The organism is Klebsiella sp. AqSCr, assembly GCF_008452795.1.
In the GTDB taxonomy this organism is placed as follows: domain Bacteria; phylum Pseudomonadota; class Gammaproteobacteria; order Enterobacterales; family Enterobacteriaceae; genus Klebsiella; species Klebsiella pneumoniae.
In genome coordinates, this window is sequence record NZ_MJDM01000007.1 from 1 (window position 1) to 17,136 (window position 17,136).

General features: G+C 54.1%; 13 protein-coding genes and 2 rRNA genes. 8 read left to right on the forward strand and 7 right to left on the reverse strand.

The genetic code is table 11. The features are described from left to right. The first annotated feature begins 20 nt into the window (after nt 1-20). Together BHE81_RS22945 and rrf are read left to right on the forward strand one after the other, a co-directional pair. Nucleotides 21-2,922 (forward strand): 23S ribosomal RNA (locus tag BHE81_RS22945). A gap of 96 nt (nt 2,923-3,018) precedes the next feature. Then, nucleotides 3,019-3,134: ribosomal RNA gene (gene rrf / locus BHE81_RS22950) — 5S ribosomal RNA — on the forward strand. Nucleotides 3,135-3,500: 366 nt separating this feature from the next. Here rrf and mobB read toward each other — a convergent pair. Next, nucleotides 3,501-4,007, reverse strand: a complete 507-nt coding sequence (gene mobB / locus BHE81_RS22960; protein WP_023302325.1) for a molybdopterin-guanine dinucleotide biosynthesis protein MobB — start codon at nt 4,005-4,007, stop codon at nt 3,501-3,503. Next, on the reverse strand, nt 4,004-4,585 hold the full coding sequence (mobA, locus tag BHE81_RS22965; RefSeq protein WP_023302326.1) for a molybdenum cofactor guanylyltransferase MobA: 582 nt from the start codon (nt 4,583-4,585) through the stop codon (nt 4,004-4,006). Before mobA ends, mobB begins: the two co-directional genes overlap by 4 nt. A gap of 71 nt (nt 4,586-4,656) precedes the next feature. On the opposite strand from mobA, the gene BHE81_RS22970 reads away from it, so the two are divergent. The 3 genes from BHE81_RS22970 (at nt 4,657) to dsbA (ending at nt 6,639) form a co-directional block, all read left to right on the forward strand. Further along, nucleotides 4,657-4,926 carry a YihD family protein gene (locus tag BHE81_RS22970; protein ID WP_002882612.1) on the forward strand — a complete coding sequence of 90 codons (270 nt, stop codon included), beginning with the start codon at nt 4,657-4,659 and terminating at the stop codon, nt 4,924-4,926. A gap of 75 nt (nt 4,927-5,001) precedes the next feature. After that, nucleotides 5,002-5,988 carry a serine/threonine protein kinase gene (locus BHE81_RS22975; RefSeq protein ID WP_023302327.1) on the forward strand — a complete coding sequence of 329 codons (987 nt, stop codon included), beginning with the start codon at nt 5,002-5,004 and terminating at the stop codon, nt 5,986-5,988. A gap of 27 nt (nt 5,989-6,015) precedes the next feature. Then, complete coding sequence (gene dsbA / locus BHE81_RS22980) at nt 6,016-6,639, forward strand: thiol:disulfide interchange protein DsbA (protein ID WP_004146224.1); 624 nt, start codon at nt 6,016-6,018, stop codon at nt 6,637-6,639. A gap of 48 nt (nt 6,640-6,687) precedes the next feature. Here dsbA and BHE81_RS22985 read toward each other — a convergent pair whose 3' ends face one another. Continuing rightward, nucleotides 6,688-7,587 carry an acyltransferase gene (locus tag BHE81_RS22985; RefSeq protein ID WP_004150336.1) on the reverse strand — a complete coding sequence of 300 codons (900 nt, stop codon included), beginning with the start codon at nt 7,585-7,587 and terminating at the stop codon, nt 6,688-6,690. Between the two features lie 396 nt (nt 7,588-7,983). On the opposite strand from BHE81_RS22985, the gene polA reads away from it, so the two are divergent. Next, complete coding sequence (gene polA / locus BHE81_RS22990; protein ID WP_004187174.1) at nt 7,984-10,776, forward strand: DNA polymerase I; 2,793 nt, start codon at nt 7,984-7,986, stop codon at nt 10,774-10,776. A gap of 347 nt (nt 10,777-11,123) precedes the next feature. Here polA and yihA read toward each other — a convergent pair whose 3' ends face one another. Beyond that, nucleotides 11,124-11,756, reverse strand: coding sequence for a ribosome biogenesis GTP-binding protein YihA/YsxC (gene yihA, locus BHE81_RS22995; RefSeq protein WP_002882734.1), 633 nt, complete (start codon nt 11,754-11,756; stop codon nt 11,124-11,126). A 583-nt stretch (nt 11,757-12,339) separates the two neighbouring features. Here yihA and yihI point away from each other — a divergent pair. Together yihI and hemN are read left to right on the forward strand one after the other, a co-directional pair. After that, nucleotides 12,340-12,846 carry a Der GTPase-activating protein YihI gene (gene yihI, locus BHE81_RS23000; RefSeq protein ID WP_002882743.1) on the forward strand — a complete coding sequence of 169 codons (507 nt, stop codon included), beginning with the start codon at nt 12,340-12,342 and terminating at the stop codon, nt 12,844-12,846. 188 nt (nt 12,847-13,034) lie between these two features. Beyond that, nucleotides 13,035-14,408 (forward strand): oxygen-independent coproporphyrinogen III oxidase, encoded by a 1,374-nt coding sequence (hemN, locus tag BHE81_RS23010; RefSeq protein WP_002882745.1) that lies wholly within the window; start codon nt 13,035-13,037, stop codon nt 14,406-14,408. Between the two features lie 35 nt (nt 14,409-14,443). On the opposite strand, the gene BHE81_RS23015 is transcribed toward hemN, so the two are convergent. The 3 genes from BHE81_RS23015 to glnL form a co-directional block, all read right to left on the reverse strand. Continuing rightward, nucleotides 14,444-14,554: a YshB family small membrane protein gene (locus BHE81_RS23015; protein WP_004152951.1), complete on the reverse strand. Its 111-nt coding sequence runs from the start codon at nt 14,552-14,554 to the stop codon at nt 14,444-14,446. A gap of 110 nt (nt 14,555-14,664) precedes the next feature. Then, nucleotides 14,665-16,074, reverse strand: coding sequence for a nitrogen regulation protein NR(I) (gene glnG, locus BHE81_RS23020; RefSeq protein ID WP_002882749.1), 1,410 nt, complete (start codon nt 16,072-16,074; stop codon nt 14,665-14,667). A gap of 8 nt (nt 16,075-16,082) precedes the next feature. Continuing rightward, nucleotides 16,083-17,132, reverse strand: coding sequence for a nitrogen regulation protein NR(II) (glnL, locus tag BHE81_RS23025; RefSeq protein ID WP_004146229.1), 1,050 nt, complete (start codon nt 17,130-17,132; stop codon nt 16,083-16,085). Between the last annotated feature and the right edge of the window lie 4 nt (nt 17,133-17,136).

The following is a 17,136-nucleotide window of genomic DNA, read 5'->3' on the forward strand; positions in this document are numbered from 1 at the left end:
GAAACATCTTCGGGTTGTGAGGTTAAGCGACTAAGCGTACACGGTGGATGCCCTGGCAGTCAGAGGCGATGAAGGACGTGCTAATCTGCGAAAAGCGTCGGTAAGGTGATATGAACCGTTATAACCGGCGATGTCCGAATGGGGAAACCCAGTGTGATTCGTCACACTATCGTTAACTGAATACATAGGTTAACGAGGCGAACCGGGGGAACTGAAACATCTAAGTACCCCGAGGAAAAGAAATCAACCGAGATTCCCCCAGTAGCGGCGAGCGAACGGGGAGCAGCCCAGAGTCTGAATCAGCTTGTGTGTTAGTGGAACGGTCTGGAAAGTCCGACGGTACAGGGTGATAGTCCCGTACACCAAAATGCACAGGTTGTGAACTCGAAGAGTAGGGCGGGACACGTGGTATCCTGTCTGAATATGGGGGGACCATCCTCCAAGGCTAAATACTCCTGACTGACCGATAGTGAACCAGTACCGTGAGGGAAAGGCGAAAAGAACCCCGGCGAGGGGAGTGAAAAAGAACCTGAAACCGTGTACGTACAAGCAGTGGGAGCACCTTCGGGTGTGACTGCGTACCTTTTGTATAATGGGTCAGCGACTTATATTCTGTAGCAAGGTTAACCGTATAGGGGAGCCGCAGGGAAACCGAGTCTTAACTGGGCGTTAAGTTGCAGGGTATAGACCCGAAACCCGGTGATCTAGCCATGGGCAGGTTGAAGGTTGGGTAACACTAACTGGAGGACCGAACCGACTAATGTTGAAAAATTAGCGGATGACTTGTGGCTGGGGGTGAAAGGCCAATCAAACCGGGAGATAGCTGGTTCTCCCCGAAAGCTATTTAGGTAGCGCCTCGTGAATTCATCTTCGGGGGTAGAGCACTGTTTCGGCTAGGGGGTCATCCCGACTTACCAACCCGATGCAAACTACGAATACCGAAGAATGTTATCACGGGAGACACACGGCGGGTGCTAACGTCCGTCGTGAAGAGGGAAACAACCCAGACCGCCAGCTAAGGTCCCAAAGTCATGGTTAAGTGGGAAACGATGTGGGAAGGCACAGACAGCCAGGATGTTGGCTTAGAAGCAGCCATCATTTAAAGAAAGCGTAATAGCTCACTGGTCGAGTCGGCCTGCGCGGAAGATGTAACGGGGCTAAACCATGCACCGAAGCTGCGGCAGCGACACTATGTGTTGTTGGGTAGGGGAGCGTTCTGTAAGCCTGCGAAGGTGTGCTGTGAGGCATGCTGGAGGTATCAGAAGTGCGAATGCTGACATAAGTAACGATAAAGCGGGTGAAAAGCCCGCTCGCCGGAAGACCAAGGGTTCCTGTCCAACGTTAATCGGGGCAGGGTGAGTCGACCCCTAAGGCGAGGCCGAAAGGCGTAGTCGATGGGAAACAGGTTAATATTCCTGTACTTGGTGTTACTGCGAAGGGGGGACGGAGAAGGCTATGTTAGCCGGGCGACGGTTGTCCCGGTTTAAGCATGTAGGCTGGTTGTCCAGGCAAATCCGGATAATCAAGGCTGAGGTGTGATGACGAGGCACTACGGTGCTGAAGTAACAAATGCCCTGCTTCCAGGAAAAGCCTCTAAGCATCAGGTAACATCAAATCGTACCCCAAACCGACACAGGTGGTCAGGTAGAGAATACCAAGGCGCTTGAGAGAACTCGGGTGAAGGAACTAGGCAAAATGGTGCCGTAACTTCGGGAGAAGGCACGCTGGTGTGTAGGTGAAGTCCCTGCGGATGGAGCTGAGACCAGTCGAAGATACCAGCTGGCTGCAACTGTTTATTAAAAACACAGCACTGTGCAAACACGAAAGTGGACGTATACGGTGTGACGCCTGCCCGGTGCCGGAAGGTTAATTGATGGGGTTATCCGTAAGGAGAAGCTCTTGATCGAAGCCCCGGTAAACGGCGGCCGTAACTATAACGGTCCTAAGGTAGCGAAATTCCTTGTCGGGTAAGTTCCGACCTGCACGAATGGCGTAATGATGGCCAGGCTGTCTCCACCCGAGACTCAGTGAAATTGAACTCGCTGTGAAGATGCAGTGTACCCGCGGCAAGACGGAAAGACCCCGTGAACCTTTACTATAGCTTGACACTGAACATTGAGCCTTGATGTGTAGGATAGGTGGGAGGCTTTGAAGCGTGGACGCCAGTCTGCGTGGAGCCAACCTTGAAATACCACCCTTTAATGTTTGATGTTCTAACGTTGGCCCCTTACCGGGGTTGCGGACAGTGTCTGGTGGGTAGTTTGACTGGGGCGGTCTCCTCCCAAAGCGTAACGGAGGAGCACGAAGGTTAGCTAATCCTGGTCGGACATCAGGAGGTTAGTGCAATGGCATAAGCTAGCTTGACTGCGAGCGTGACGGCGCGAGCAGGTGCGAAAGCAGGTCATAGTGATCCGGTGGTTCTGAATGGAAGGGCCATCGCTCAACGGATAAAAGGTACTCCGGGGATAACAGGCTGATACCGCCCAAGAGTTCATATCGACGGCGGTGTTTGGCACCTCGATGTCGGCTCATCACATCCTGGGGCTGAAGTAGGTCCCAAGGGTATGGCTGTTCGCCATTTAAAGTGGTACGCGAGCTGGGTTTAGAACGTCGTGAGACAGTTCGGTCCCTATCTGCCGTGGGCGCTGGAGAATTGAGGGGGGCTGCTCCTAGTACGAGAGGACCGGAGTGGACGCATCACTGGTGTTCGGGTTGTCATGCCAATGGCACTGCCCGGTAGCTAAATGCGGAAGAGATAAGTGCTGAAAGCATCTAAGCACGAAACTTGCCCCGAGATGAGTTCTCCCTGAGACTTTAAGTCTCCTGAAGGAACGTTGAAGACGACGACGTTGATAGGCCGGGTGTGTAAGCGCAGCGATGCGTTGAGCTAACCGGTACTAATGAACCGTGAGGCTTAACCTTACAACGCCGAAGATGTTTTGGCGGATTGAGAGAATTTTCAGCTCTGATACAGATTAATCGATACGTTGGTGAGACGTGTTGATAAAACAGAATTTGCCTGGCGGCACTAGCGCGGTGGTCCCACCTGACCCCATGCCGAACTCAGAAGTGAAACGCCGTAGCGCCGATGGTAGTGTGGGGTCTCCCCATGTGAGAGTAGGGAACTGCCAGGCATCAAATAAAGCAGAAAGCCCGGTCGAAAGACCGGGCTTTTTGTTTTATCTGTTGTTTGTCGGTGAGCGCTCTCCAGAGTAGGACAAATCCGCCGGGAGCGGATTTGAACGTTGCGCAGCAACGGCCCGGAGGGTGGCGGGCAGGACGCCCGCCATAAACTGCCAGGCATCAAACAAGTGAAGAGCCCATCCTGCCGGATGGGCTTTTTGCGTTTCTGTCGTCCGGCCAGCGTGCCGGTATGCCTCCCCGGTGGCGCTGCGCTTGCCGGGGCTACGGATCCGACACGGGGCTACGTCCCTGTGGCCGGACAAGGTGCGCAGCACCGCCTCCGGGAAAATCCCTCCTATATCACCGTCGATAAATGACTATTGCCTCTCTAACCAACTCACAATAAATGTCGCGATCTGTGGTACATCATTTAAATCCAGCAGCGGAAGTGAGGTCGCGATCGATACATCGCTGGCTACGGCGATGGTATGCTCATCAATTACCAGCTCTTCTACACGATGACCGCTGTTTTGCCGAAAAAGCAGGATCTTCGGCACGGGTTCATGTTTGAACCCCTCCACTAAAACCAGATCCAGTTTGCTGGCATCCATTCGACTGATCAGCCACGTGAGATCTAATTCCGGCTTCTCTGGCGTCTCGGTCATCAATGCCCACCGCTGTTCGCTGGCGACAATAGTTTGCGCAGCGCCCGCCTTACGCAGTTCATAGCTATCTTTGCCCGGCTTATCCACGTCCATATCATGATGGGTGTGCTTTATCAGTCCCGGGCGTAATCCTAGAGCGCAAAGCTCAGGGATAAGACGCTTTAATAATGTTGTTTTTCCGGTACCGCTCCATGCGGCGATCGCCAGTAATGGGATCATGATGGCTCCTGCATCTGCTGCAAATCTTCGAGCGTATTTACATTAATGAAAGCAGTTTTCACATCGCTGAAATTCACCGGGCGCCCACCCATTTGTCGCATAAAAACCATCACCCTGCGCTCTCCATGTGCCAGATAAGCCTCCAGTTCCGGAATGATTTGACGATGAACTAATGCAACGGCAGGATGATCCCGTTCGCCGTCATGGGCCCAAACGACCGGTGCGTCCCCTCTCTGCTGGATAAAGCGCTCCACCAAAAAGGACGGAATGAACGGCGTGTCGCAGGGGCAAAAAACGAACCATGGGCTCGCGACCTGCTGTATCACAGCAAGCATTCCGGCCAGCGGCCCCTGATAACCCTCCTGTATGTCTCGAAAGACCGGATATCCGCTGGCACGCCACTGTTCAAGATGACGATTGGCGCTAATGACTAACTCATCTACCTGCGGGGCTAATGCTTCCGCGACGTGTCGCCAGAGAGGGCGACCATTTAGCGCCTGTAATCCTTTATCAATGCCGCCCATCCGCGTGGCCCTGCCGCCCGCCAGCACGACGCCGGTTATCGCCTCGCTTTGCATATGAATATCGCCTCTTTCATTGTGGGATTGACCCTGTTAACTTGTCCCTATCAAGAGTAAGGAGCATGACCATGAAATGTAAACGTCTGAATGAAGTAATTGAACTCCTCCAGCCAGCCTGGCAAAAAGAGCCTGAACTGAACCTGATGCAATTTTTGCAGAAGCTGGCGAAAGAGGCCGGCTATGATGGCGAACTGAGCGATCTTTCCGACGATATTCTGATCTATCACCTGAAGATGCGCGACTCTTCCAAAGATGCTGTCATCCCGGGTATTCAGAAGGATTATGAAGAGGACTTTAAAACCGCGCTGCTGCGCGCCCGCGGGGTAATAAAAGAGTAAAAGGTTGTAAGCGCTGCCGCGTAAATTGCAATGAGATGATATCCTGAACTATTAGTTCGATTATCGGATGTCAGGATGCACGATAAGGCTTTTACTTTTCAGACGCTTCGCCCGGATACCATTATCGATGGGTTATTCGATCTGGGTATGCGGGTGGACTCCGGTCTCACCCCGCTAAACAGCTATGAGAACCGCGTTTATCAGTTCCAGGACGAAGAGCGCCATCGCTATGTGGTAAAGTTCTATCGTCCTGAGCGCTGGTCCGCAGAACAGATCCTTGAAGAACACCAGTTTGCGCTTCAGCTTGTAGAAGATGAAGTGCCCGTTGCTGCGCCGCTCTTATTTAATGACAGCACGCTTCATCAGCATCAGGGATTCTACTTTGCCGTTTTCCCAAGCCTTGGCGGTCGTCAGTTCGAAGCGGATAACCTTGATCAGATGGAATGGGTTGGCCGCTACCTGGGGCGCCTGCACCAGACTGGCCGCAAACAGCGCTTTACTGCCCGCCCGGAAATTGGCGTGCAGGAGTACCTGCTGGAACCGCGTCAGGTGTTTGAGCAGGCGACGCTGATCCCCTCTGGCCTGAAGACCGATTTCCTGAAGGCGACCGATAAACTCATTGCTGCCGTCATGGAGCAATGGCACGGCCGCGGGAACACGTTGCGCCTGCACGGTGACTGCCATGTCGGTAATATCCTCTGGCGCGACGGACCACTGTTTGTCGACTTAGACGATGCGCGCACCGGCCCGGCGATTCAGGATCTGTGGATGCTGCTCAACGGCGATAAGGCTGAACAGCGTATGCAGCTGGAGACTATTGTCGAGGCCTATGAGGAATTCAGCCCCTTTAACAGCGATGAAATCGCGCTGATTGAACCTTTACGCGCTATGCGACTGGTTTATTATCTGGCGTGGTTGCTCAGACGCTGGGACGATCCCGCTTTCCCGGTCAATTTCCCCTGGTTAACCGGGGAGGATTACTGGCGGGGGCAGACGTCGACTTTTCTTGAGCAGGTGAAGGTTCTACAGGAACCCCCGCTTCAGTTAACGCCAATGTATTAATGTGATATATCCAGGAGAGAGTAAATCATGAAAAAAGTTTGGCTGGCGCTGGCTGGTATGATTCTGGCTTTTAGTGCATCCGCTGCCCAGATCACCGACGGCAAGCAGTACATCACCCTTGATAAGCCGATTGCTGGCGAGCCGCAGGTGCTCGAGTTCTTTTCGTTCTACTGCCCGCACTGCTACCAGTTTGAAGAAGTGCTGCATGTCTCTGACAATGTGCGCCAGAAACTGCCGGAAGGCACTAAAATGACCAAATACCACGTTGAGTTCCTGGGTCCGCTGGGCAAGGATCTGACGCAGGCATGGGCGGTGGCCATCGCGCTGGGCGTTGAAGACAAAATTACTGCGCCGATGTTCGAAGCCGTGCAGAAAAACCAGACTGTGCAGAGTGTGGCTGACATTCGTAAAGTGTTTGTCGACGCTGGCGTGAAAGGGGAAGACTACGATGCCGCATGGAATAGCTTCGTGGTGAAATCTCTGGTCGCTCAGCAAGAGAAAGCGGCAGCCGATCTGCAGCTGCAGGGCGTACCGGCTATGTATGTTAATGGTAAATACCAGCTGAATCCGCAGGGGATGGACACCAGCAATATGGATGTCTTCGTCGCTCAGTATGCGGATACCGTGAAGCAACTGGTAGAGAAGAAATAAAAAAAACGCCGGTCACTGACCGGCGTTACTTTATCTGTTTTGCAATAGCTACCGTTCTTTGTCCCTCATGATGTCAGTCAACTGACGGTCTTTCTCTTCCCATAGGCCATTCAGCCAGCGCTGGAAGCTGCGCTTAAAGTTCTTATCGTTAACGTAATCGCCGTGCAGCTCTTCGCCAATAGGGACCAGATTGATACGGACCACAATGCGCGTCAGGCGGCCGCTTAACATATCGTAAAATGGTCTTGTATGATTATCCGGGTAGCACAGCGTGACGTTCAGCAGTTTATCGAACTGCGAACCGAGTACGTTGAGCGCCATGGCGATACCAGCGGCTTTCGGCGGTAACAGGTTGTGGTAAGGAGAGCGCGTTTCGCGCTTTTTTTCTTCGGTAAAACGCGAGCCTTCCACAAAATTGACGATAGTCGTCGGATGCGCGCGAAATTTTTCACACGAACGGCGGGTGGTTTCGACATCTTTACCGCGGCGCTCCGGGTGACGAATAAGATAGCTGCGCGAGTAGCGGCGCATAAAAGGCATATCCAGCGCCCAGCAGGCGAGGCCAATGAAGGGTACCCACGCCAGCTGTTGTTTAAGGAAGTACTTATTCATCGGAATATGCTTGCGGAACAGCACGCACAGCACCACGATGTCTGCCCAGCTGTGGTGGTTGCTGATCAGCAGATACCAGTTCTTTTTGTTCAGGCCTTCCAGACCCTGGACGTCCCATTTTAGCCAGGGATTGAGATGCAACAGCAGCGCCAGCCCTTCGCACCAGCAGTACATCATAAAATTGCAAAAAACGGATATAGAGCGCCATACCGCTGGAATAGGGACCAGCAGTTTAATCAGCCCGGCGACGATGATCGGTACAGAGCAGATAATGGTGACTAAGATGGTTAAGGCGATACTCAGCGGAAGTGTTATCGCAGCGAGTAATCTCGACATAGTTAGTTTATTCAGAAAGTTAGGCTGACAAAGAGCGCCTTTAAGCTGCGCAAGAGGCTGATTTTACCAGAAAACGCGGCAAATGACGGGTCTTACCAGAACAGAAAAAAACAAGGATCTTCTATCCACATGGAAGATTAGGTCATCAAATTAATGCCAGGATCGTTGATCTGTTTTTAAGTGGTTGATAAATAGTAAATAATACTATTTATTCATTTATTTTCAGGGGCGGATAAGCTGACGTTGTAAAACTATGCACAAAGTTATCCACAAGCTAAGTTGTCGCGCGATCGCGACGATCGTTGAATCTTTTCCGCGAATTGCGGGAAAAATTCAGGATTTCATGCCCGTCTGTGGCATCCTTTATCCATAATCTGATAAACAGGCACGGAAATTATGGTTCAGATCCCAGAAAACCCTCTCATCCTCGTTGACGGCTCCTCCTATCTTTATCGGGCGTATCATGCGTTTCCGCCGCTGACTAACAGCGCAGGGGAGCCCACCGGGGCTATGTACGGCGTACTGAATATGCTGCGCAGTTTGATACTGCAGTATCAACCGACTCATGCCGTCGTGGTCTTTGATGCGAAAGGGAAAACCTTCCGTGATGAATTGTTCGAGCATTACAAATCTCACCGCCCGCCGATGCCGGACGATCTGCGCGCGCAGATTGAGCCGTTGCATAAGATGGTGAAAGCGATGGGGCTGCCGCTGATGGCTGTCCCGGGCGTCGAAGCTGACGATGTGATTGGCACCCTGGCGCGGGAAGCGGAAAGGGCAGGTCGCCCAGTCCTGATCAGCACCGGCGATAAAGACATGGCCCAGCTGGTGACGCCGGGCATCACCCTGATCAATACCATGACCAACACTATCCTCGGACCGGATGAGGTGGTTACTAAGTACGGCGTCCCGCCGGAGCTGATTATTGATTTCCTGGCGCTGATGGGCGACTCCTCGGATAACATTCCCGGCGTGCCGGGCGTGGGCGAAAAGACCGCCCAGGCGCTGCTGCAAGGCCTCGGCGGCCTTGATACGCTGTATGCGGAACCGGAGAAGATCGCTGAACTGAGCTTCCGCGGCGCGAAAACGATGGCGGCGAAGCTCGAGCAGAACAAGGACGTGGCTTATCTCTCTTATCAGCTGGCGACCATCAAAACCGACGTCGAGCTGGAGCTCACCTGCGAAGAGCTGGAGGTGCAGCCGCCGGCGGCAGACGATCTGCTGGCGCTGTTCAGACAGTATGAGTTTAAGCGCTGGACCACCGACGTTGAGGCCGGAAAATGGCTGCAGGCTAAGGGGGGCAAACCGGCTGCGAAACCTGCAGTGCCTGCAGCAGCGGCAGAAGCGGAAGAAGAGGTTGAAGCCGCTACTGCACTTTCAGCAGAGCATTATGTCACTATCCTTGATGAGGCTACGCTGCTCACCTGGATCGATAAGCTGAAGCAGGCGCCGCTCTTTGCCTTTGATACGGAAACCGACAGCCTGGATAACATCTCCGCCAACATGGTTGGTCTTTCATTCGCTGTTGAGCCAGGCGTGGCCGCCTATGTCCCGGTAGCGCATGATTATCTTGATGCGCCGGATCAGATCCCGCGCGAGCGCGTGCTGGCGCTGCTTAAACCGCTGCTGGAGGATGAGAAGGTGCTCAAGGTCGGGCAAAATCTCAAATACGATCGCGGCATTTTGGCTAATTACGACATTGAGCTGCGCGGGATTGCGTTCGATACCATGCTCGAGTCTTACATTCTCGACAGCGTGGCGGGCCGCCACGATATGGACAGTCTTTCCGACCGCTGGCTGAAACATAAAACCATTACCTTCGAAGAGATCGCTGGCAAGGGTAAGAATCAGCTCACCTTTAATCAGATTGCGCTGGAAGAGGCTGGTCGCTACGCGGCGGAAGATGCCGACGTTACGCTCCAGCTGCATCTGAAGATGTGGCCGAAGCTACAGCAGCATGAAGGCCCGCTGAATATCTTCCAGCATATTGAAATGCCGCTGGTGCCGGTGCTGTCTCGCGTTGAGCGCAACGGCGTTAAAATCGACCCCGCCGTGCTGCATGCGCACTCGCAGGAAATTGCCCAGCGCCTGGTTGAGCTGGAGCAGCGAGCACATGAGATCGCCGGGGAAGCGTTTAATCTCTCCTCCACCAAACAGCTGCAAACGATCCTGTTTGAAAAACAGGGTATCAAGCCGCTGAAGAAGACGCCGGGCGGTGCGCCGTCCACCTCTGAAGAGGTGCTGGAAGAGCTGGCGCTCGATTATCCGTTGCCGAAAGTGATTCTGGAGTATCGTGGGCTGGCGAAGCTGAAGTCGACCTATACCGATAAGCTGCCGCTGATGATTAACCCCAAAACGGGCCGCGTGCATACCTCCTATCATCAGGCGGTCACCGCCACCGGCCGTTTGTCGTCTACCGATCCAAACCTGCAAAACATTCCGGTGCGTAACGAAGAAGGGCGCCGTATTCGCCAGGCGTTTATCGCGCCGGAAGATTACGTCATTGTCTCGGCGGACTACTCGCAAATCGAGCTGCGCATTATGGCGCACCTGTCGCGGGATAAAGGCCTGCTGACCGCCTTCGCGGAAGGGAAGGATATTCACCGGGCGACGGCGGCTGAAGTATTTGGCTTACCGCTGGACAGCGTCAGCAGCGAACAGCGGCGCAGTGCGAAAGCCATCAACTTCGGTCTGATCTACGGCATGAGCGCCTTTGGCCTGGCCCGCCAGCTGAACATCCCGCGTAAAGAAGCGCAGAAGTACATGGATCTTTATTTCGAGCGTTATCCGGGCGTCCTGGAGTATATGGAGCGCACCCGCGCACAGGCGAAGGAGCAAGGGTATGTTGAAACGCTGGATGGCCGTCGACTCTATTTGCCGGATATCAAGTCCAGCAATGGCGCTCGTCGTGCCGGCGCGGAGCGTGCGGCGATTAACGCCCCGATGCAGGGGACGGCTGCGGATATTATCAAGCGGGCGATGATTGCCGTTGATGAATGGCTGCGGAGCGAGAAACCTCGCGTGCGGATGATCATGCAGGTTCACGATGAACTGGTCTTTGAAGTGCATAAGGATGAGCTCGATGCCGTATCGAAAAAGATCCACGAACTGATGGAGAACAGCACTACGCTGGCGGTACCGTTGCTGGTGGAAGTGGGCAGCGGCGAAAACTGGGATCAAGCGCACTAAGTATACAAAGCGCAACGCGATTTTCTGTAAGTAAGCAACATAACTTATAGAGTTTTGTGAGGATCATTTGAATTTGCTATGTAAATAGTGAAAAAAAACTACAAAAAATGCTTTATCCGTGAGCGAAAGAAGAGTAAAGTTATTCGCGTAGGGTACAGAGGTAAGATGTTCTATCTTTCAGACCTTTTACTTCACGTAATCGGATTTGGCTGAATATTTTAGCCGCCCCGGTCATTTATGACCGGGGCGTTTTTTATTGCGCGAAAGAAAAGTTTTAGGCTGTGAAAACAACGTAGTATGAACGTCCGGATAGGGCGCTACGCGCCGTTATCCGGAAAAAGCGGGGGTTACTCGGCGTCTTCGACGGCTTCTTGCGGCGGGATTTCGTTAAACCAGCTATCCAGCTTCTGTCGCAGCTTATCGACGCCAGATTTTTTCAGCGAAGAGAAGGGTTCAACCTGGACATCGCCATTGAAGGCCAGTACCGCTTCACGCACCATATTCACTTGCGCTTTACGCGCGCCGCTGGCGAGCTTATCGGCTTTGGTGAGCAGTACCAGCACCTGAATATCGCTCTCTACCGCCCATTCGATCATCTGCTGATCGAGATCTTTAAGCGGATGACGTATGTCCATCAGCACCACGAGACCCTTCAGGCACAGACGTTTTTCCAGGTATTCCCCCAGCGCGCGCTGCCACTTGATCTTCATCTCTTCGGGTACTTGCGCATAACCATAGCCGGGCAGGTCGACAAGGCGCTTGCCCTCAGCGACTTCGAACAGGTTAATCAGCTGCGTACGCCCCGGGGTTTTGGAGGTACGCGCCAGGTTCTTCTGATTAGTCAGCGTATTCAGCGCGCTGGATTTTCCCGCGTTGGAGCGGCCGGCGAACGCCACTTCAATACCGGTATCGGCAGGAAGATGGCGGATATCTGGCGCGCTAGTGACAAAGTGCGTCAGTTGATAATTCCAGTTGGTCAAGACGGTCGTCTCCGTTAAAACAGGCTATGGCAGGGATTATACCTGAACAGCAGAAAAAGGCTGTTTTTACCGCACGCCGTTCCTGTAAGTAAAAACCATATGGTTTGTGAGACATTGACTATTCTTTGTATAGGACATACCTGAGGAAAATAAGACAAAACATATTTAAAATATTGAAAATTAATCAATTATATAAATAGAGAATTCTGAAAATAGATTTTTAACTGCCAGACTGGTTGTCGATTTTTGTCAACAAGGTAAAGTAATACACAACGGCGGGGATGCTGAAAGGATTAGGACTCAGGACGAGGAGTCAGGAAGCGCCAGGAGGCGAAGACCACAGGATAGTCAGGATGACGCGCGTCTTGGAGACGTTTTACAGGGAAAAGGAAGAAACAGGGACCGTTGGACGCTAAGGGAAAGACAGGGTGAGTCGTTAGCGAACAGGGAAAGAAGAGCCCGTTAAGGGTGGTCAGTGAGGAAAAAGGCGACAGAGTAATCTGTCGCCTTTTTTCTTTGCTTGCTTTCTGCTAGATTCCGCCTCAATTCTATACTGAATACTACTGTCTGAAGATTACACATCATGAAAAAACCGACATCCGCCACCCGTGGCAAATCCGGCCGCAAGTCGCGTGAAGAGTTAAATCAGGAAGCTCGCGATCGCAAACGGCAGAAGAAACATCGTGGCCACGCGGCAGGCAGTCGCGCGAACGGCGGCGATGCGGCTTCAGCGGGTAAAAAACAGCGTCAGGCGCAAGATCCGCGCGTGGGTAGCAAAAAACCGATCCCGCTGGGCGTGAGCGAAAGCAGCGCTCCAGCCCCCAAGCAGCATAAACCAAAGAGCGAGAAACCTATGCTTTCACCGCAGGCTGAGCTGGAGTTGCTGGAGAATGATGAGCGCCTGGACGCGCTGCTGGAACGTCTGGAAGAGGGCGGCACCCTTAATGCTGAAGAGCAGAGCTGGGTGGACGCCAAACTGGATCGCATTGATGAGCTGATGCAGCAGCTCGGCCTCTCTTACGATGATGAAGATGAAGAAGAGGAAGAGCGTCAGGAAGATATGATGCGTCTGCTGAAGGGTGGAAACTAACATTTGCATCCCATCGGATTCCCGGTACTCCTTATAACCCTTCTGGTTATATGTTATCTGCTGTGGTTATTCGTTAAACTACGACGGTTGTCGCGGCGTCAGAAATGGCTGCGCAACCGGCTCATGACCCGCGGTGCGGTGGGGCCGGGACGGCGTACCCGTCGGCGGCACCATCGGAAGGAGTGAGCATGTCTGAGCAGATAATCGACTGGGATCTGGCCCTGATCCAGAAATATAACTATTCCGGGCCGCGCTATACCTCGTATCCCACCGCGCTGGAGTTTTCACCGCAATTTGGCGCGGCGGAATTCGATGCCGCTGTGGCCCGTTACCCACAGCGTCCCCTGTCGCTGTACGTGCATATCCCGTTTTGCCATAAGCTGTGTTATTTCTGCGGCTGCAATAAGATAGTCACCCGCCAGCAGCATAAGGCCGATCAATATCTCGATGTCCTTGAACAGGAGATCATCCACCGCGCGCCGCTGTTTGCCACTCGCCAGGTGAAGCAACTGCACTGGGGGGGCGGCACGCCAACTTATCTCAATAAGGCGCAAATCAGTCGCCTGATGGATCTGTTGCGCAGCCATTTTCATTTCAGCGCGGAAGCCGAGATCTCCATTGAGGTCGATCCGCGTGAGATCGAGCTGGATGTCCTCGATCATTTACGCGCTGAGGGTTTCAACCGCCTGAGTATGGGCGTACAGGACTTCAATAAAGAGGTTCAGCGTCTGGTTAACCGTGAGCAGGACGAAGCGTTCATCTTTGATTTGCTCAACCATGCGCGGGAGATTGGTTTTACCTCGACCAATATCGACCTCATTTATGGCCTGCCGAAGCAAACGCCGGAGAGCTTCGCCTTTACCCTGCAAAAGGTCGCCGAGCTCAATCCTGACCGCCTGAGCGTGTTTAACTATGCGCATCTGCCCACGCTCTTTGCCGCTCAGCGGAAGATTAAAGATGCCGATCTGCCCTCCGCTGAGCAGAAGCTGGAGATCCTGCAGGAAACCATCGGCTCGCTGACGACGGCAGGCTATCAGTTTATCGGCATGGACCATTTCGCCCGTCCCGATGATGAATTAGCGGTCGCGCAACGTCACGGCGTACTGCATCGTAATTTCCAGGGCTACACCACTCAGGGCGATACCGATCTGCTGGGGATGGGCGTTTCGGCGATCAGCATGATTGGCGACAGCTACGCCCAGAACCAAAAAGAGCTCAAGCAGTACTACCAGCAGGTAGCAGAGCAAGGGAACGCCCTGTGGCGCGGGATCGCGTTAACTCGCGATGACTGTCTGCGTCGCGACGTGATTAAAGCGTTGATCTGTAACTTCCAGCTGGATATCGCGGCGGTCGAGGCGCAGTGGGACGTGGATTTTGCGTCTTATTTCGCCGAGGATCTGAAGCTGCTGGCGCCGCTGGCGCATGACGGGCTGGTGGCTGTGGATGATAAGGTCATTCAGGTGACGGCGAAAGGCCGCCTGCTGATCCGCAACATCTGTATGTGCTTTGATGCCTACCTACGGCAAAAGGCCCGGATGCAGCAGTTCTCACGGGTTATTTAATATTTTCCCCCTCTCCCGCAGGAGAGGGGGAACAATTAGCTGAACAGCCCGACCAGCGCAGCGCACAGCACGGCAGCGACTGCCGTTTGTGGCGTGTGACTCGCAGCGGCGCCGCTCGATATCATACTCACCAGTGATTCAAACATGATGCTCTCCCCTAATGCCGGGCACGATCATACTCAACTCATCGGAACAGTAAAGTACAAAATAGCAGCACTTTGCGCCGATCGGCTATTTTTCATCATGCTGTTGAACCCTACTCCATACCCAACTCTTTTAGCTTACGCGTCAGGGTATTACGTCCCCATCCCAGCAGGCGCGCAGCCTCCTGCTTGTGCCCCTGAGTATGGCGCAGGGCGGTCGTTAGCAGCGTGCGCTCCATTTCGGGTTGCGCTTCTGAGAGCAGGTTTTGATGACCGGATCGCAACGCCCGATCGGCCCACTGACCCAGCAGCGTCGCCCAGCTGTCAGGCTGCATCTGCGTTGGGCTATCAGGAATCGTGGTCTCAAACAGTTCGCTCGGCAGATCCTGCGTCAGCACCTCCTGGCCGGCGGCCATGACGGTGAGCCAGCGACAGGTGTTTTCCAGCTGACGGACGTTGCCTGGCCACGCCAGGCGGGTCAGCGCTGTCTCCGTTTCCGGATGCAGCTGTTTGGCTTCAACGCCGAGCTCGCGGGCGGCTATCTGCAGAAAATGGCGGGCCAGGCGTGGAATATCTTCCCGGCGCTCACGCAGCGGCGGTAAATGCACCCGGATGACGTTCAGGCGGTGGAACAAATCTTCACGAAATTTCCCCTCCTGCACGCGCTGTTCCAGGTTCTGGTGGGTGGCGGCGATGATCCGCACATCGACCTTCACCGGCGCGTAACCGCCCACGCGATAAAACTGGCCATCCGCCAGCACGCGCAGCAGACGAGTCTGGACATCAAGCGGCATATCGCCAATTTCATCCAGGAACAGCGTACCGCCGTCAGCCTGTTCAAAGCGACCCTGACGGACGGTATTGGCGCCGGTAAAGGCTCCTTTTTCATGGCCGAACAGCTCGGACTCAATCAGGTCCTTGGGGATCGCCGCCATATTCAGCGCGATAAACGGCGCTTTTGAGCGTGGACTATGGCGATGCAGGGCATGTGCGACAAGCTCTTTACCGGTACCGGATTCACCATTGATCAGCACGCTGATGGATGAGCGCGACAGGCGGCCAATAATGCGAAAGACATCCTGCATGGCTGGCGCTTCGCCGATGATGTCGGCGGTTGGGCTACTTATCGGCGCATTTCGCGGCTGCTGCTGCTCTTGATAGTGGCTTATCGCCCGGTCGACGAGGGCGACGGCTTCATCGATATCAAAAGGTTTGGGCAAATAATCAAACGCGCCCTGCTGATAAGCGCTGACCGCGGCGTCCAGATCGGAATGCGCGGTCATTATGATGACCGGAAGCATTGGATGGCGCTGCTTAATCTGTTTGAGCAGCGCCAGACCATCCATTCCCGGCATACGGATATCTGACAGCAGTACATCCGGGGTTTTGGTGGTGAGGGCATCTAGCACCTCATTGCCGCTTTCGAACGTTGTGCAGCTCAAGCCGGCTCCGGTGAGCGCGCGTTCAAGCACCCAGCGGATGGAGCTATCGTCATCAACGATCCAGGCTATCCCTCGTTGCATAAACACCTCTACTTCCGAATAGGCAGGTATACCGAAAATTCGGTATGACCCGGCCAGCTGGTGAATTCAATTTTGCCGGAGTGCTGATCGATAAGGCTACGGGCGATAGATAAGCCCAGGCCGGTACCGCCTTCGCGGCCGCTGACCATCGGATAGAACAGCGTATCCTGGAGATGGGGCGGAATACCCGGGCCATTATCTTCAACGTCGATGCGGGCGGCGAGGCGATAACGCACCCCGTGCAGCGTCAGCTGGAAAGCGGTGCGGGTGCGAAGAATAATTTCGCCCCCTTCCGGCCCCAGAGCCTGCAGCGCATTACGGACGATGTTCAGCAACACCTGTTCAATTTGATCCGGGTCGTGGGGTAGCTCTGGTAGGCTGGGGTCGTAATCGCGGATCAACTTCACGTTGTCCGGCAACTCCATGGAAACCAGTTTAACTACCCGTTCGGCGACTTTGTGGATGCTTTCGGTAACGTGCATGCCCGGATGCTGTGGTCCGAGCAGGCGGTCGACCAGATTTCTTAGCCGGTCGGCCTGCTCAATGATCACTTTGGTATATTCCGTTAGCGCCGGGTCGGGCAGCGCTTTGCTGAGCAGCTGGGCCGCGCCGCGCAGGCCGCCTAACGGGTTTTTTATCTCATGCGCCAGGCCGCGGACGAGGTCGCGAGCGGCGACCTGCTGCGCATGCTGTAGCTGCTCCTGGCTCAGGCGGCGCTGATTATCCATCGGCGCCATTTCCAGCAGAATAAAGCCTTCCGGCAGCCGCTGGGCGGTCAACGACAGGATGTGCGAACGGCCATCGATAACCAGCGTCACTTCGTTATCGGTAAATCCCTGGCCCGCCTGCAGGCTCTCCTGCATCAGCCCGATATTCAACGAAAAATAGCTCAACAGCTCAGGTAATGGGGTGCCAAACAGTTTGCGCGAGCTCTGCGCCAGCAGCTGCTGCGCCGCAGGGTTGGCAAAGTGCACCGCCAGGTCATCATCGACCAGTAAAATACTGTTGATAAGGGAGTTAAGGATCTGCCCAGCATCGGGCAGTGTGCCTGTTGCCATTCGA

What these genes read in the sequence shown, in the direction of transcription:
- mobB (WP_023302325.1), bottom strand. Translation starts at nt 4,007, where the DNA reads ATGATCCCATTACTGGCGATCGCCGCATGGAGCGGTACCGGAAAAACA.
- mobA (WP_023302326.1), bottom strand. Translation starts at nt 4,585, where the DNA reads ATGCAAAGCGAGGCGATAACCGGCGTCGTGCTGGCGGGCGGCAGGGCC.
- BHE81_RS22970 (WP_002882612.1), top strand. Translation starts at nt 4,657, where the DNA reads ATGAAATGTAAACGTCTGAATGAAGTAATTGAACTCCTCCAGCCAGCC.
- BHE81_RS22975 (WP_023302327.1), top strand. Translation starts at nt 5,002, where the DNA reads ATGCACGATAAGGCTTTTACTTTTCAGACGCTTCGCCCGGATACCATT.
- dsbA (WP_004146224.1), top strand. Translation starts at nt 6,016, where the DNA reads ATGAAAAAAGTTTGGCTGGCGCTGGCTGGTATGATTCTGGCTTTTAGT.
- BHE81_RS22985 (WP_004150336.1), bottom strand. Translation starts at nt 7,587, where the DNA reads ATGTCGAGATTACTCGCTGCGATAACACTTCCGCTGAGTATCGCCTTA.
- polA (WP_004187174.1), top strand. Translation starts at nt 7,984, where the DNA reads ATGGTTCAGATCCCAGAAAACCCTCTCATCCTCGTTGACGGCTCCTCC.
- yihI (WP_002882743.1), top strand. Translation starts at nt 12,340, where the DNA reads ATGAAAAAACCGACATCCGCCACCCGTGGCAAATCCGGCCGCAAGTCG.
- hemN (WP_002882745.1), top strand. Translation starts at nt 13,035, where the DNA reads ATGTCTGAGCAGATAATCGACTGGGATCTGGCCCTGATCCAGAAATAT.
- BHE81_RS23015 (WP_004152951.1), bottom strand. Translation starts at nt 14,554, where the DNA reads ATGTTTGAATCACTGGTGAGTATGATATCGAGCGGCGCCGCTGCGAGT.
- glnG (WP_002882749.1), bottom strand. Translation starts at nt 16,074, where the DNA reads ATGCAACGAGGGATAGCCTGGATCGTTGATGACGATAGCTCCATCCGC.
- glnL (WP_004146229.1), bottom strand. Translation starts at nt 17,132, where the DNA reads ATGGCAACAGGCACACTGCCCGATGCTGGGCAGATCCTTAACTCCCTT.